Annotated in this window: 13 protein-coding genes; 5 read left to right on the forward strand and 8 right to left on the reverse strand. The window is 72.1% G+C overall.

What is annotated here, in order from left to right; translation table 11 throughout:
- Positions 1 to 5: 5 nt before the first annotated feature.
- Positions 6 to 1,235, reverse strand: coding sequence for a threonine ammonia-lyase (gene ilvA, locus ACZ434_RS05170; RefSeq protein WP_468452000.1), 1,230 nt, complete (start codon positions 1,233 to 1,235; stop codon positions 6 to 8).
- A 173-nt stretch (positions 1,236 to 1,408) separates the two neighbouring features.
- On the opposite strand from ilvA, the gene ACZ434_RS05175 reads away from it, so the two are divergent.
- The 3 genes from ACZ434_RS05175 to ACZ434_RS05185 all read left to right on the forward strand — a co-directional run bounded on the left by ACZ434_RS05175 (position 1,409) and on the right by ACZ434_RS05185 (position 2,854).
- Positions 1,409 to 1,897: a MarR family winged helix-turn-helix transcriptional regulator gene (locus ACZ434_RS05175; protein WP_468452893.1), complete on the forward strand. Its 489-nt coding sequence runs from the start codon at positions 1,409 to 1,411 to the stop codon at positions 1,895 to 1,897.
- 208 nt (positions 1,898 to 2,105) lie between these two features.
- Complete coding sequence (locus ACZ434_RS05180; protein WP_468452002.1) at positions 2,106 to 2,609, forward strand: sigma factor-like helix-turn-helix DNA-binding protein; 504 nt, start codon at positions 2,106 to 2,108, stop codon at positions 2,607 to 2,609.
- On the forward strand, positions 2,606 to 2,854 hold the full coding sequence (locus ACZ434_RS05185; RefSeq protein WP_468452004.1) for a hypothetical protein: 249 nt from the start codon (positions 2,606 to 2,608) through the stop codon (positions 2,852 to 2,854). The genes ACZ434_RS05180 and ACZ434_RS05185 overlap by 4 nt, the downstream gene beginning before the upstream one ends.
- A 6-nt stretch (positions 2,855 to 2,860) precedes the next feature.
- Here the strand turns inward: ACZ434_RS05185 and ACZ434_RS05190 are convergent, their stop codons facing one another.
- Positions 2,861 to 4,018, reverse strand: coding sequence for a cystathionine gamma-synthase (locus ACZ434_RS05190; RefSeq protein WP_468452006.1), 1,158 nt, complete (start codon positions 4,016 to 4,018; stop codon positions 2,861 to 2,863).
- A gap of 128 nt (positions 4,019 to 4,146) precedes the next feature.
- Between ACZ434_RS05190 and ACZ434_RS05195 the strand changes: the two genes are divergently transcribed.
- Positions 4,147 to 5,265, forward strand: coding sequence for a hypothetical protein (locus ACZ434_RS05195; protein WP_468452008.1), 1,119 nt, complete (start codon positions 4,147 to 4,149; stop codon positions 5,263 to 5,265).
- Positions 5,266 to 5,451: 186 nt separating this feature from the next.
- On the opposite strand, the gene ACZ434_RS05200 is transcribed toward ACZ434_RS05195, so the two are convergent.
- From ACZ434_RS05200 to ACZ434_RS05215, 4 genes are all read right to left on the reverse strand, one after another.
- Positions 5,452 to 6,234, reverse strand: coding sequence for an SDR family oxidoreductase (locus ACZ434_RS05200; protein ID WP_468452010.1), 783 nt, complete (start codon positions 6,232 to 6,234; stop codon positions 5,452 to 5,454).
- Between the two features lie 189 nt (positions 6,235 to 6,423).
- Complete coding sequence (locus tag ACZ434_RS05205) at positions 6,424 to 9,684, reverse strand: S8 family peptidase (RefSeq protein ID WP_468452895.1); 3,261 nt, start codon at positions 9,682 to 9,684, stop codon at positions 6,424 to 6,426.
- A 394-nt stretch (positions 9,685 to 10,078) separates the two neighbouring features.
- Complete coding sequence (locus ACZ434_RS05210) at positions 10,079 to 11,329, reverse strand: L,D-transpeptidase (RefSeq protein WP_468452012.1); 1,251 nt, start codon at positions 11,327 to 11,329, stop codon at positions 10,079 to 10,081.
- A 236-nt stretch (positions 11,330 to 11,565) separates the two neighbouring features.
- Positions 11,566 to 11,934, reverse strand: coding sequence for a hypothetical protein (locus ACZ434_RS05215; RefSeq protein ID WP_468452013.1), 369 nt, complete (start codon positions 11,932 to 11,934; stop codon positions 11,566 to 11,568).
- Positions 11,935 to 12,043: 109 nt separating this feature from the next.
- Here ACZ434_RS05215 and ACZ434_RS05220 point away from each other — a divergent pair, with 109 nt between their 5' ends.
- Entirely contained in the window at positions 12,044 to 12,370 is a 327-nt protein-coding gene (locus ACZ434_RS05220; protein ID WP_468452015.1) for a hypothetical protein, read from the forward strand.
- Positions 12,371 to 12,424: 54 nt separating this feature from the next.
- On the opposite strand, the gene hutH is transcribed toward ACZ434_RS05220, so the two are convergent.
- Both hutH and ACZ434_RS05230 read right to left on the reverse strand, forming a co-directional pair.
- Positions 12,425 to 13,963: a histidine ammonia-lyase gene (hutH, locus tag ACZ434_RS05225; RefSeq protein WP_468452897.1), complete on the reverse strand. Its 1,539-nt coding sequence runs from the start codon at positions 13,961 to 13,963 to the stop codon at positions 12,425 to 12,427.
- A 75-nt stretch (positions 13,964 to 14,038) separates the two neighbouring features.
- Positions 14,039 to 15,187: a GGDEF domain-containing protein gene (locus ACZ434_RS05230; protein WP_468452017.1), complete on the reverse strand. Its 1,149-nt coding sequence runs from the start codon at positions 15,185 to 15,187 to the stop codon at positions 14,039 to 14,041.
- Positions 15,188 to 15,231 lie beyond the last annotated feature (44 nt).

The following is a 15,231-nucleotide window of genomic DNA, read 5'->3' on the forward strand; positions in this document are numbered from 1 at the left end:
CGGCTTCAGCCCATGACGGTGTAACCCGCCTCGCGCAGCGCCTGTTCGACCTCGGCGCAGTGCGCGGGACCCTTGGTCTCCAGGTGCAGCTCGACCTCCGCCTCCGTGAGCCCGAGCCGGGGATCGGTCCGTACATGGCTCACATCGAGAACGTTGGCATCGACCACTGACAACGCCCCGAGCAGCGAGGCCAGAGCGCCCGGCCGGTCCGACAGACGCAGCCGGACGGCCAGGTAGCGGCCCTGCGCCGCCATGCCGTGCCGCAGCACCCGCTCCATCAGCACCGGGTCCACATTGCCGCCGGACAGCACCGCCACGACCGGCCCCTCGAAGGCGTCCGGACGGCTCAGCAGCGCCGCGACCGGGCTCGCCCCCGCCGGTTCGACGACCAGCTTGGCCCGCTCCAGACACAGCAGCAGCGCGGCCGACAACTCGTCCTCGGTGACCGTGCACACCTCGTCCACCAGCTCACCGACGATCCCGAACGGCACGTCCCCGGGCCGCCCCACCTTGATCCCGTCGGCCATCGTCACCGGGTTGCGCACCGACACCGGGCGCCCGGCCGCCAGCGAGGGCGGATACGCCGCCGCGCCCGCCGCCTGCACACCCACGATCCGCACATCGGGCCGCAGCGCCTTCACCCCGACCGCGATCCCGGCGGCCAGCCCGCCCCCGCCGACCCCCACGACGATCGTCCGCACCTCCGGGCACTGCTCCAGGATCTCCAGCCCCACCGTGCCCTGGCCCGCGATGACGTCCGGGTGGTCGAAGGGGTGAATGAACACCGCCCCGGTCTCGTACGCGTACTCCTGCGCGGCCGCCAGCGACTCGTCCACCACCTGCCCGTGCAGGCGCACCTCGGCGCCGTACTCCCGGGTCGCGCTGATCTTCGGCAGCGGGGCGCCCTTCGGCATGAACACCGTGGACCGCACCCCGAGCAGCGACGACGCCAGCGCCACCCCCTGCGCGTGGTTGCCGGCGCTCGCCGCGACCACACCGGCGGCCCGCTCCTCCGGCAGCAGCCCGGCGATCCTCACGTACGCGCCGCGCAGCTTGAACGACCCCGTGCGCTGGAGGTTCTCGCACTTCAGGTGCACCGGGGCGCCCACCAGCCGGGACAGGTGCCTGCTGCCCTCCAGCGCGGTGACCCGGGCCACCCCCGAGAGCATCTTCCGCGCGCCGCGCACGTCGTCGGGAGTGACGGTCCGCAGGAAGGGGGCCGTGCTGTAGCTCATCTCTCCAGCATCGCAGCCCACGCACGGACACGACCGGTGTGACCAATCCGCGGACCCGGCTTCGCACAGCGCGGTACAGCCCGCCGCCCGGCCGCGTACCCTGTCCCCCAATGAGCAGCCCTCCACGAAGCGAGCCTCCGGCCATGCCCACAACACCTGAAATGTCGATGGACATGACGACGGACCTGACGGCCGTCGGTGACACCGGTCTTCTCGACACGCTGCAGCACGAGGTGGCCCTGTTCGCCCGCCGCGCGGAACAGACGCGGCTCGGCGGGGTGGGCCAGGTGCGCAACTCGATGGACCGCGCCGCGTATCTGCTGCTCAACCGCCTGGACAAGGAAGGCCCGATGGGCGTCAAGGCGCTCGCCGCGAGCATGGGCATCGACTCCTCGACGGTCACCCGTCAGGTGGCGCCGCTCGTCGACACCGGCCTGGTCAAACGGACCTCGCACCCGGAGGACGGGCGGGCGGTGGTGCTCCAGCTGTCCCCGCGCGGGCAGGCCCGCCTGGAGGAAGTGCGGTCGTCCCGGCGTCAGTTGATGGCCGAGCTGACGGACGACTGGGAGCCGGAGGAGCGGGAGGCGTTCTGCGCGCTGCTCACGCGCTTCAACGGAGCGTTGTCCTCGCGGATGGCTGTGCAGGACCGGCCGGATTCCTGATCCCGGGGACGCTGCCCCCGGAGCCCCGGCCGGAGCGGATGAAAATCAGCCCCTCCGGCGTTTGAGGAGCGGGGTCTGGGGCGGAGCCCCGGGACGGGACGGGGCGGCGGGGGCGAAGGAATCCGGGTCACGCGTGCACCGCTCTTGACCGCGGGGCGCGCCCTGGCCTGATATGAGGGGAAGGGCCCGCCCACCGACGGGAGGCGCGTTGCACCCACGGCATCCGTCCGACGACACCCACCGCGCCCACGACTTCGAGGCATTCGTCGCCGGCGCCGGCGGCCGCCTCCTGCACACCGCCACCCTCCTCACCGCGGAGTCCCGCAACGACAACCCCCGCGCCCGCCACCTGCTGACCCTGTCGCTCGCCCACACGTACGCCTGCTGGGACCGCCTGCACGGCGAGGATCCCTACGACCACGCCCGCCAGTACCTGGCGACCCGGTTCGCGCGCGGCGCATGGCACCAGCACGGCGGACTGCTCCGCTCCCGCTCCGTACCCGCCGGCCCCCTGGCCGGGCTCCCTCCGCAGGAACGCCTGGTCCTGGTGATGCGCCTGTACGAGGGCGTCGACGGGGAGCAGACGGCGGCACTGCTCGGCCTGCCCGTCGAACGCGTACGCACGATCTTCAACCGCGCGATGGCGAACGTACTGCGCCCGGCCCGCAGCCCCGCCCCGCCCGTGGGCGGCGTGAAGGCGGTGCCGTCATGAGCCGGATCAGCCGTGAGGCGACCGTACGGCGGATGCTGGAGCAGTCACCGCCGCCCGTACCGCCGGACCTGCACGCGGACGCCATCCGGCGCGGGAGCCGCATGCTGCGGCGCAGGACGCTCGCCCGCCGCGCGATGTGGCTGCTGTTGCTGGCGGCGGCGGTGGCGTTCGCGGTGTGGGCGGTGACCGTACAGCCCTGGGTGGAGCCGCCGTCGGAGACGACCCCACCCCTGACGGGCTGGTGAGCGGACCTACCGGCCGAGCGCCTGCTGAAGGTCCTCGAGCAGGTCGTCGGCGTTCTCGATGCCCACGGACAGCCGCACCAGGTCGCCGGGGACCTCCAGCGCGGAACCGGCCACCGAGGCGTGCGTCATCCGCCCGGGGTGCTCGATCAGCGACTCGACGCCGCCCAGGGACTCACCGAGGGTGAACACCTTGGTCCGGTTGCAGACCTCGACGGCCGCCTCCTCGCCGCCCTCCACACGGAAGGAGACCATGCCGCCGAAGGCCCGCATCTGCTTGGCGGCGACCTCGTGACCGGGGTGGTCGGGCAGCCCCGGGTACAGGACGCTCGTCACGCGCGCGTGCCGGCCCAGCATGTCGGCGATCTTCGTGGCGTTCTCGCTGTGCCGGTCCATGCGCACCGACAGCGTCTTGGTGCCGCGCAGCACCAGCCAGGAGTCGAAGGGGCCCGCGACCGCGCCCATCGCGTTCTGGTGGAAGGCCAGCTCCTCGCCCAGCTCCGCGTCACCGGTGATCAGGGCGCCGCCCACGACGTCCGAGTGGCCGCCCATGTACTTGGTCAGGGAGTGCACGACGACGTCCGCGCCGAGCGCGAGCGGCTGCTGGAGGTACGGCGTGGCAAAGGTGTTGTCGACGACGAGCCGCGCACCGGCGTCCCGGGCCACCTGGGCGACCGCGGCGATGTCGGTGATGCCGAGCAGCGGGTTGGAGGGGGTCTCCACCCAGACCGCCTTGGTCTTCGGCGTGATCGCGGCCCGGACCGCGGAGGGGTCGCCGGTGTCGGCGACCGACCACTCCACGCCCCAGCGGGCGACGACCTTGGCGAAGAGGCGGAAGGTGCCGCCGTACGCGTCGTTCGGGATCACCACGTGGTCGCCGGGGCTGAGCAGCGTACGCAACAGGCAGTCCTCGGCCGCCAGTCCGGACGCGAACGCGAGGCCGCGACGGCCGCCCTCCAGGGCCGCGAGGTTCTCCTCCAGCGCCGTCCTGGTCGGGTTGGCGCTGCGGCTGTACTCGTAACCGCCGCGCAGGCCGCCGACGCCGTCCTGCTTGTAGGTGGACACCTGGTAGATGGGCGGGACGACCGCGCCCGTCAGGGGGTCGGCGGTGTTGCCCGCGTGAATCGCGAGCGTCTCGAAGTGCTGACTGATGTGCCTGTCGCTCATGAGCCCGAGGGTAGTGCGCCCCCGGCGCGGATGACGGACGCGGAGCCGACCGGGGCGGGGGCGGGGAGTTTTCCACAGGGCGGGCACCGGGTTGGCCAATTGTCGGCGTGGTCTGGTTCGCTTGTGACATGGAGATTCTCTGGGTCCTGATCGCGCTCGTCATGCTCGGCTTCGTGGTGTTGCCGTTCCTCAGGCGCCGGCGCGGCGCGGTGGGGCTGGTCCCGGCCGGCCACCCGGACGGGGCGGACCCGGCGAACTACGGCTTCGCCCGCGAGGAGGAGCTGGACATCCGCATGCCCGGCCCCGACCAGGACCTGCTGGACGTGCTGGACGTGGTGCAGCGCACGCAGGACTACCGCGCGGCCCAGCAGCTGCTGGCGGGCACGGGCGCGGAGGACGAGCTGCGCTGGCAGCGCGTCCAGGCCTTCGCCGGCGCGGCCGCCCTGGAGCTGGCCCAGCGGCCCGGCGGGGTGTCGGAGGCGCCGGGCGGGCAGTGGCTGCGGGTGTGGCGCTCCGAGGTCCCCAAGGACGCGGGCGGCGCCGCGGTGCACGCCGAGTTCCTGGTGCAGCAGGCGTGGCGCACGGCGGCGCCCGGTACGGACGAGTTCCGGATCATCATGGAGGAGGCGAAGGCGGCCTGCGGCGAGGCGGCGCTGCTGGCTCCCGGTGACCCGGTCCCGTACATCGTGGAACTGTCGGTGGCCCGTGGACTGGGCTACAGCCGGGAGGAATTCGAGCAGGTCTGGCTGAAGATCCTGGACCGTGCGCCGGTCCACATGGGCGCGCACCTGGCCGCGCTGCACTACTGGTGCGAGAAGTGGCACGGCTCGCGGCAGCAGGCGTACGCCTTCGCGGAGGCCGCGGCGGCGCGGGCGCCCCAGGGGTCCCTGCTCGCCGCCATGCCGCTCTTCGCGGTGTTCGAGCATCTCCCCGAGGTGACCCTGGTCTCCGGCTTCTACCAGACCGAGGTCGTCGGCAAGGCGATCCACGGCGCGCTGCACGCGGTGCACTCGGCCCGCCCCGACGACCCGATGGCGGCACACGTGCGGCATCTGCTGGTCTTCTTCCTCGTCCGCGCGGAGCGCTGGGCGGAGGCCATGAACCAGCTCATACACATCGACGGCCACGTGGGCGCCCTGCCCTGGTCGCTGTCCCCCGACCCGGCCGCCGAGTTCGCGGTCTACCGGGCGCTCGCGGTGGCCGGCTACGAGGCGAACGGCGGAAGCCCGGCGACCCTGCCGCGCTGACGCCAACACCCGCGCGGTTCCCGGCGTTTGTCAGGGTCCCACCCCGTCACGCCCCCTGTGGTGACCTCTGCGAGGACGCGCAGGACATCCGGCCGAGGAGTCGGGTGCGGTACCCCTGGTGGCCGTGTGCCGCCGGGGGCCGGGGCGGGCGTCCCCGGCCCCGACCCCGGCAGGACGGCGTGGGCCTCACGTCAGGGGGACCCTCGGTTCGCCGGCCTTCTCCCTCAGGAAGTCCTCCCAGGTCCGCTCCCCGACCAGTGCGCCCTCCAGGGTGAGGTTCGCCCCGTCGCGGTAGGCGCGTCCCGCCCGGCCCGGGAACGGTACGGGGAGGGCGCGGCGGCGCCGGCCCCGCAGGGCGAGGTAGGGGCGGGCGAGTGCCGCGAGGTCGTAGAGGCGCGGGCCGGTCATGTCGGGGACCAGCCCCGCGGGGGCGCCGAGGGCGAGTTCCGTCAGGCGGGCCGCCACCTCGGCGGAGTCGACCGGCTGGAGGCGCAGACCGCGCGGCACCGGGAGGACCGGCATCTTGGTCATCTTCTCGACCATGGTGAACGCCAGGTCGTGGAACTGGGCCGCCCGCAGGACGGTCCACGGGATGCCGGAGCCCGCCACGGCCCGTTCCGACTCCAGCTTGGTGCGCATCCAGGCCAGCGGGAGCCGGTCCGCGCCGACGACGGAGATGTACACGAGGTGCCCGACGCCGGCCTGCGCGGCGGCCCGCACCAGCGTGCGGGTCGCGACGTCGTCGCCCTTGGGCCCGCCCGCGAGGTGCAGCACCGTTTCCGCGCCGGCGACCGCCGCGTCCACGCCGTCGCCGCCGAGCAGGTCACCGGTGACGTACGAGACGCCGTCGGCGGGGGGCCGGGCGTGCCGGGTGAGGACGCGGATGTCGTGGCCCGCCGCCCGCAGCAGCGGGACGACGTGGCTGCCGAGGGTGCCGGTGCCACCGGTGACCAGGATGGTTGACGTCATGACTGCTTCTCCCGCTCTTCTCGTCTCGCGTGGTCTCGTCGTTCCGTGTTTCCGTGTTCGCCGGTATGACGAACCGGGCCGCGCGAGTGTGACGGGGACGCGGGAGCTTCCGGGGCGGGGCCGTCCGGGCGTGCGGGACGGCCCGCCGGGGAGGTGCTTCCGGCGGGCCGTCCTTCGTACTGCCGGCGACTACTTTCCGTAGTACGCGTTGTAGATCGAGATCGTCGACGTGTTGCCCTTCTTGTCGGCGATCTTGGCGCGGAAGGAGATGGCCTTCCCCTTCGCCGGGTTCTTGACGGTGATCTTGCCCTTCTTGACCGTGGTCTTCTTCCAGGTCTTGCCGTGGTCGTAGGAGACGTAGACCGCCAGGGACTTGAGGTTCTTGCCCTTGGCCGCGCCCTCCACGGTGACCGGGACGGTGGCCTTCTTGCCGGCCTTCACCTTGCTGTCCAGCCCCGTGACCGCGTGGAAGCGGGCGATGGAGGCGGGCAGTGGCTTGCTGGCTGCGGTCTTCTTGGAGCGGAAGGTCCAGCTCGCGTCGATCCGCGTGGAGGCGGCGGCGACCTTGGCGCTCCGCTTGACCGAGGTGGTCAGCCTGTACGAGGCGTCCCCGGCCGGAACCGTGAACTCCTTGTCACCGGAGAGCGGATCGTCGTGCGAGCCGACCTTCTTGCCGTTGCGGTAGAGGCTGGTGGTCACCGACGAGAACAGCGAGGAGCCGAGGTGGCCCTTGCCGTCGGCGAACAGCGGTACGAGCCCGGTGATGCTGTTGCCGTCGCGGAAGAGGCCGAGACCGGCGGTGAGGCGCGGCCCGAAGACGGCCGTGTTCACCGTCTGCGCGTACTTCTTGCCGGCCTTCAGCTTCATCTGCGAGCCGACGGAGTAGCCGGCCTCGCCGATCGGCCACCCCTCCTCGTCGACGCCGCCCTCCTGCGTGAAGTCGAGGTCCCACTTCACCCCGCCCGAGGTGGACAGGTACAGCGTGCGGGTGCCGGGCAGTGTCTGCGGGATGCCGATCGAGGAGCCGCCGCTGCTGTCGGGCAGCCAGCCGAGGGCGCTGACGGTGCCCTTCTTGCCGCTCGCCGCCGCGCCCATGCCGACGTCGACCCTGGCGAGTTCGCCCGCCTTGTGGTGCCGGGTGTAGCCGGTGGCGAGCTTCTTCACCTTGGCGCCGGTGACGGTGTCGTACTGCTCCTTGGTGCCCTTGCTCCAGTGCCCGTCCCACTGCTGGTACAGCGAGCCCTCGGTGATCTGCGGGCCGAGGTGCAGGGAGCGGAAGTTGTCGTAGGACTCCAGCCACCAGCCGAAGGTCATGGCGGTGTCCTTCGTCTCGACGGTGTAGTCGGCCGAGGCGAACTGCGGCTTGGCCGACTTGGCCGGGACGGTGATGTTCACCGGCTTGGCCTTGCGGGCGTCCAGCGTGACCGTCGTGTTCCCGGTGACGTTCAGCTTCGGCTGCGCGATCCAGTCGGCGCCCTCGTACTTCTCCGGGTCGGGCCCGACGAAGATCCCGGTGTCCAGGACGTAACCGCCCTTGGGCACACGGACGGTGACGGTGCCGTCGGCGTCGTAGGGCTGGTACCACTGCCCGGCGCCCAGGCCGGACATGCCGGCCAGACCGGCGACGTAGTTGGCGGCCGGCTTGCCCGCCCGGTCCAGGAACCTCAGGGTGACGTCGTACGACTCGACCTCGCGCTGCACCGCGGCCGCCGTGCGTACGGTCTGCCCGCCGCCCGTCGCGATCACGTACGCCGAGTAGGCGCCGTCGACGGTGCCGCCGAGCCGGGTGTCGACGGTGAGGTCCACCGACGCCGTGCCGCCCGCCGGGACGGTGACCGTGCCGGCGCCCAGCCGGAAGAAGCCGGCCGGGGCCGCCTTGCCCCGGGGGTCGGTGGCGGTGGACGTCAGCTTCAGGGTGACGTCCTCGGTGCCGAGGTTGCGGTAGGTGACCTTCCTGGTCTCGGGCTTGTCGTCGGTGTGCGGCCACTGCTGGACGGCGAAGCTCAGCGACACCGGTTCGGCGATCACGGTCTGCCGGACGGCCTGGTCCACCTGGATCCGGCCCGAACCCTGCTCGAACGGCGTGTACGCGCCGCCCTTGGCGGAACCGGTGAGCGCGCCCTTCAGCTCCGCGGAGGTCCACGTGGGGTGCTGCTGCTTCAGCAGCGCCGCCGCGCCGGCGACATGCGGGGTCGCCATGGACGTACCGGAGATGGTCATGTAGCCGGCCGGCTTCTCGCCGACCTCCTTGGCGATGTCGTTGCCCTTCGCCGAGGCGGCCGTGATGTCCACTCCGGGGGCGGTGACGTCCGGCTTGATGGCACCGTCGCCGACGCGGGGGCCGGTGGAGGAGAAGTCGGCGAGCCCGTCCTTGTCGTCGACGGCGCCGACGGTGACCGCGGCGTCCGCGCTGCCGGGCGAACCGACCGACTGCGGGCCCTCGTTGCCGGCCGCGATGGCGAACAGGATGCCCTTCTCGGCGGAGAGCTTGTTGACCGCCGCCTCCAGCGGGTCGACCTCGGGGGTGTCCATGCCGCCGAGGCTCAGGTTGACGACGTCGGCGCCCTGTGCGGCCGCCCACTCCATCCCGGCGAGGATGCCGGAGTCGTCACCGGAGCCGGAGTCGTCGAGCACCTTGCCGTTGAGGACCTTCGCGGCGGGCGCGACGCCCTTGAACTTCCCCTTGGACTGCGCGCCGGTACCGGCGGCGATGGAGGCGACATGGGTGCCGTGGCCGACCTTGTCACCGGCGGTGGGCGCGGTGGTGAAGTTCTTGGCCGCGGTCACCTGGCCCTTGAGGTCCGGGTGGGTGGCGTCGACGCCGGTGTCCAGGACGGCGATCGTGACGCCCTTGCCGTCGTAACCGGCCGCCCATGCCTTCGGGGTGCCGATCTGTCCCACGGAGGTGTCGAGGGAGGCCTCGCGGACCCCGTCGAGCCAGACGTGGGCGACACCGGAGGCGGTGCGGTCCCCGTTGGTGACGGCGTCCCACAGCGCGGGCGTCTCCTCGTGCGGGGTCTGCACCGCGTCCGCGTTGAGGGACTTCAGGGTCCGGCGGACGGTGCCCGCGTCCCGGACGTCGGCCTTGGCGGTGGCCGCGCCGCCCTGGTAGCCGACGATGACCTTCAGGCCCCGCTGGTGCGAGCCGCGGGTCGCGGCCTTGTTCAGCTCGGTGATGTCGAAGAGCCGCTGGTCCAGTCTGCCGCTCGCGATCAGCCGGGCGGCGTCCACCGGCAGCACCAGGGTGTGGCCGTCGACCTTGCGGACCTGGACGGGTATGTGTTCCCGGCCCTTCGCCCGCTCCAGCCCGACGACCCGGCCCTTGGTGTCCACCACGACCCGGTCGCCCGTGATCAGGGTGATCCGGTCCTTGGCGGCCTGCGGCACGGACGCCGCCGGAGCCGAACCGGCGTCCGCTCGTTCCCCGTTCGCCGATGCCGGGCCGGCCATGCCCGCCGCCAGCGCCACCGCCGTGGCCGTGGCGACCGCGGCCGCGCCCGCTCTCTTCACTTGTCTGCGCAAGGTTCCCCCTAGCGAAGTCGCCGGGCGAAGAAGAGTCACCCGGCCGGGGGTGGTCTCGTACGCGTGTGCGCACCCCCCGGATCACGCAGTATGCCGAGGGGCGATCAAGCGTCTCAACCACTTCCGGCGGGGGTGCCGAAGTCGCCGGGTGACTGTAACCCCACCGCCGGAACTCCGTTACGCAATCGCGTGGTTGACGACTCAACCCGCCCTGTGGGGCCGGCGGGAGGCAGGAAACGGCCGATGCCCCCGTCCGCTCCCGGAGGAGGGGACGAGGGCATCGGTCATGTGGGGTGTGGGTGCTCCGTGTCCGGAGGGGGCGTCAGACCGCCGAGCCCGCCTTCCACTGCTCCCAGCTCATGTTCCAGCCGTTGAGGCCGTTGTCCGGGGCGATGGTCTTGTCGCCCGTGTTCTGGACGACGACCACGTCACCGATGAGCGAGTTGTCGTAGAACCAGGAACCCGGCGTGTTCGGGTCGTTGGCACCCTTCACATCGGCCAGGCCCACACAGCCGTGGCTGGTGTTGGCGCTGCCGAAGATGGACTTGGCGCCCCAGTAGTTGCCGTGGATGAAGGTGCCGGAGGTGCTCAGGCGCATGGCGTGCGGCACGTCCTTGATGTCGTACTCGCCCTTGCCGTCGTCGTCGGTGAAGCCGACCGTCGCGCCGTTCATCCGGGTCTCCTTGAACTTCTCGGAGATCACCATCTGGCCCTCGTACGTCTTGTTCTCGGGCGAGCCGGCGGAGATCGGGATGGTGCGGACGGTCTTGCCGTCCTGCGTCACCTTCATCTGCTTGGTCTTGGCGTCGACGTACGAGACCTGGTTGCGGCCGATCTTGAAGTTGACCGTCTTCTGCTGCACTCCGAAGACACCCTCGGCGCCCTCGACCCCGTCGAGCGCCAGCTTCAGGGTGACCGTGGAGCCCTCCTGCCAGTACTCGTCGGGCCGGCAGTCCATGCGGTTGGCGTTGAACCAGTGGCAGGCGACCTCCTGACCACTGGTGGTGGAGACGGTGATGCCCTTCTGGACGGCGGCCTTGTTGGTGATCGCCTTGTCGAAGTTGATCGACACCGGCATGCCGACACCGACCGTGGTGCCGTTGTCCGGCGTGAAGTTGCCGATGAAGCTGTTGCTCTGGGAGACCGTGGTGAACGACGCGTTCTCGTGGGCGGCACGGCCCTCGGAATCCTCGGCGGTGGCCGTGACCTTGTAGGTGGTGGCCCGCTCGAGCTGGTCGCTGGGCTTCCAGCTCTTCTTGTCGGCGGATATCTCGCCCTCGACGGCGGTGCCCTCGGAGGTGGTCATCTTCACCTCGGTCAGGGTGCCCTTGCTCACCGTCACGGCCGCGGAGTTGTTGATGGAGGCGTTGTTCGAGCCGTCCTTCGGCTCGATCTTGATCTGCGCCTCGGAGGACTTCTTCGCCGCCGCCTCGTCGACCTGGGCCTGCGAGGTGTCCTTCCCGTCGCCGCCCGACGCGCTGTCGTCACCGCCGGAACACGCCGAGAGCACCAGCACTCCGCCGAGCAGAGCGGACGCGGCCGCCAGACCCCTGCGCCGCTTACCGTCCGTCATCACACGCTTCTCCATCGTTGCCGAATCCCAACCCCACGAGTCCCCGGCTCGAAGCCGAGAGGCCCGTCCACAACCATCAACGCTACGACCGGGTGATCCGGTTCCCCACGGCCCACGGATGTGGGGCTCACCACGTCCGCGAACGCGAACGGCGAGAACGGCGGTCAGTGCTCCCGTTGAGACGTCGTGACCCCGGCGGCGGTTGCCGCGCGGGGTCACGATTTCCCCAAGTCGCCTCAGCCGGCCCGTCCCGCCCCGTCCTCCGTGTCGTCCTCCGTGCCGTAGGGCTCCTCGCCGTCGTCCTCGTCGAGGTCCCACTCCGGTGAGTCCGGGTCGTAGTCGACCTGCTCGCTGCTCCAGGAGGCCTGCAGGAGTTCGACCCCCGGCACCTCGCCGACCAGGCTGAAGGGATCCACCAGGTAGGCGAGCGCCTCCGCGGAGTCCTCCGTCACAGCACTCTCGGCGTGTACCCGTTCCCCGTCCGGCATATCGCTCTCGTCGGAGATCCGCTGCAGGGCGGCCCCGGTCACCGCCTCCTCGTCGTCGATTTCGAGGACGAGTTCGACACGAAGCCGGACAAAACGTGATGTCTCTGGAGTGCTCATGCCCGGAGCGTACGGCTTCGGGCTCCCGTGACTTTCCTGTGACCCGCGCCTTTCATTAACATCGCACCACACGGCCAATTCGCCAGCGCCACAAGGGGATCGATATTCCGTGTCATCCGCGCTCCGTCCGTTGCTGACCGCCACCGCCGCGGGCACCCTGCTGTGCGCCCTGTGGTTCGTCCCCTCAGCCAACGCGTCGTCCGACACGCCGGTGGCCGACACCTCGTCGGCGAGCCCGTCTCCGCAGGTCACCGAGCAGGCGAGAGCCGTGACCGACACCGCGCCGGCCTCGCTGGAGGGCACCGGCGAGGACGTCCGCCTCGCGGACACCGGCAGCTTCGACAGCACGCCGTACATCATCGGCGGCACGGCCAGCCTCGCCCTCGGCGCCGGCTTCGTCGCCTATTCGGTGCGCCGGGAGCGGCTGGACTTCTAGGGCCCGTGCGCCGGCCCCGCGATCGGTCTCCGTCCGCGGGGCACGGCAGGGGGGTCAGCGCAGCGGCCCGGTGACCTTCTCCACGGCCTCGACCAGCCGCCCGTCCCGTACGAACGCGTCCGCCGCCGCGAGGTCGGGGGCCAGGTACCGGTCCGGCCCCGGGCCGCCCACGCCCGCTTCCCGCAAGGCCTCGACGACGGCCCGTGTCGCCGGAGCCGGCGTCAGCCCCTCCCGCAGTTCCACGGCCCGCGTGGCCGCGTACAGTTCCACGGCGACGACCCGGGTGAGATTGTCCACGGCCGTACGGAGTTTGCGCGCCGCCGACCAGCCCATGGAGACGTGGTCCTCCTGCATCGCGGAGGACGGGATCGAGTCCGCCGACGCCGGTACGGCGAGCCGCTTCAACTCGCTGACCAGCGCCGCCTGCGTGTACTGAGCGATCATCAGCCCGGAGTCGACGCCGGCGTCGTCGGCGAGGAACGGCGGCAGGCCGTGGCTGCGGTTCTTGTCGAGCAGGCGGTCGGTGCGGCGCTCGGCGATGGAGGCGAGGTCGGCGACGGCGATGGCGAGGAAGTCCAGGACATAGGCGACCGGCGCCCCGTGGAAGTTGCCGTTGGACTCCACCCGCCCGTCGGGCAGCACCACCGGATTGTCGACGGCGGCGGCCAGTTCACGCTCCGCGACCAGCCGGGCGTGGGCCAGGGTGTCCCGCCCGGCACCGGCGACCTGCGGGGCGCAGCGCACCGAGTAGGCGTCCTGGACCCGGGGGGCGTCGTCCTGGTGATGGCCCGTCAGCCCCGAATCCTTCAGTACGGCCAGCATGTTGGCGGCGCTGGCGGCCTGACCCGGATGCGGGCGGATGGCGTGCAGCTCGGGGGCGAGCACCCGGTCGGTGCCGAGCAGGGCCTCGAGGCTGAGGGCGGCCGTGACATCGGCGGACTTGTAGAGCAGGTCCAGGTCGGCGAGGGCCATGACCAGCATGCCGAGCATGCCGTCGGTGCCGTTGAGGAGGGCGAGCCCCTCCTTCTCGCGCAGTTCGACGGGCCGGATGCCGTGTTCGGCGAGCAGTTCGCCGGCCGGCCGCACGCTCCCGTCGGGGCCCTCCGCGTCACCCTCGCCCATGAGGGTGAGGGCGCAGTGGGACAGCGGCGCCAGGTCGCCGGAGCAGCCCAGCGAGCCGTACTCGTGGACGACCGGGGTGATCCCGGCGTTCAGCACCTCCGCCATGGTCCGCGCGACCTCGGGCCGGACGCCGGTGCGCCCGGAGCAGACCGTCTTCAGCCGCAGGAACATCAGCGCGCGGACGACCTCCCGCTCCACCCGGGGCCCCATGCCGGCGGCGTGCGAGCGGACGATGTTGCGCTGCAGCCGGTCGCGCAGGTCCGGGCTGATGTGCCGGGTCGCCAGGGCGCCGAACCCGGTGCTCACCCCGTAGACGGGTTCCGGCTTCGCGGCCAGGGCGTCCACGATCTCGCGGGACGCGGCGAGAGCGGCCACCGCCTCCGCGGACAGTTCGACGCGGGCACCGCCGCGCGCCACGGCGAGCACGTCGGACGCGGTCACGCCGGCCGGCCCCACCACCACATTGTGCATATCCATATTCAGGAGCGTACGCAGTGAATGCCACGGTGTCACCCCTGGACCGGAGCCGCGCCCCTTACCGGCACGCTACGGCGAATGGCGCCCCCGGAACCGGCGCCGCTCCCCGTCCGGCGCCCGCGACGGTTCGTCCGCGAGCCGCACCACGGGATCGTCCGGCGCCTCCCGCCCGGCCACCACCGGATGCGCGGCGCGCTCGGCCTTCGCCCGGTACTGCGCCGCGTCGGCCAGCCGAAACAGCCGCCGGGCGGAGTGCACCGGCCCGACGGGATCCTCCGTGGACGCCACCCCGCAGGCCACACCGTCCCCGATGCCCAGCTCCACGGCCCGCCGGCACACCTCGTCGGCGGCCTTGACGACCTCGTCGGCCGGCGGCCCCACCACCAGCAGACAGAACTCGTCCCCGCCGAGCCGCGCGGCCAGGGCCCCGGGCAGCATGGCCCCGCACAGCGACAGCACGGTCCCGAACCGCTCCAGCAGCCGGTCCCCCACGGCGTGCCCCAGCGTGTCGTTGACCCGCTTCAGCCCGTTCAGATCGCACACCACCAGGCTGACGACGGCCCCGTCCCGCCGGTGCCGCTCCACCGCCTCGTCGAGCCGGGCGTCCACGGCGCGCCGGTTGGCCAGCCCGGTCAGCGCGTCCGTGAAGGCCAGCCGCCGCGCCTCCTCCAGCCGCTCCGTCTGGGCGATCCCCGCCGCCACCACGGCCGCCAGCACGGTGGCGAAGTCGGCGTCACCGCGCCCGAAGACCGGCACACCGGCCGGCCGGGCCACGTACAGCTCGCCCCAGGCCCGCCCGTGCAGCACGATCGGCGCGACCACACAGCATCCGCGCCCCCGCCGCCTGAGGGCCGCGACCCGCTGCTGGCAGTACCCCGCCCGCCCCGCCGAGGGCCCCTCGGCGGTCTCCACCCACGCGTCGGGCTCACCGCCCCCCGCCCACCGCTCGTGCAGGAACTCGGTGATCTCCGCGAACTGATGCACCGGATAGGACTCGTCCTCCGGGAACTCCTCCTCCCCCTCGGCCAGCTCCCCGACATTCACCAGCACCCGCAGCCGCCCGAGCTCCCGCTCCCACACCGACAGCGCGGCGAAACTCCCGCCCAGCGCCCGGCAGGCCCCGCCGGCCGCGGCCCGCCAGGCCTCCCGCGATCCGTGCGCGGCGGCCATGCCCTGCGCCAGCGCCACCACGGCCGCCAGCCGGCTCTCCTCACCCATATCCCAAGATTAGGGAGGTTCTTCACTTATGGGGACATCGAGGA

The organism is Streptomyces sp. NPDC030893, from assembly GCF_055571535.1.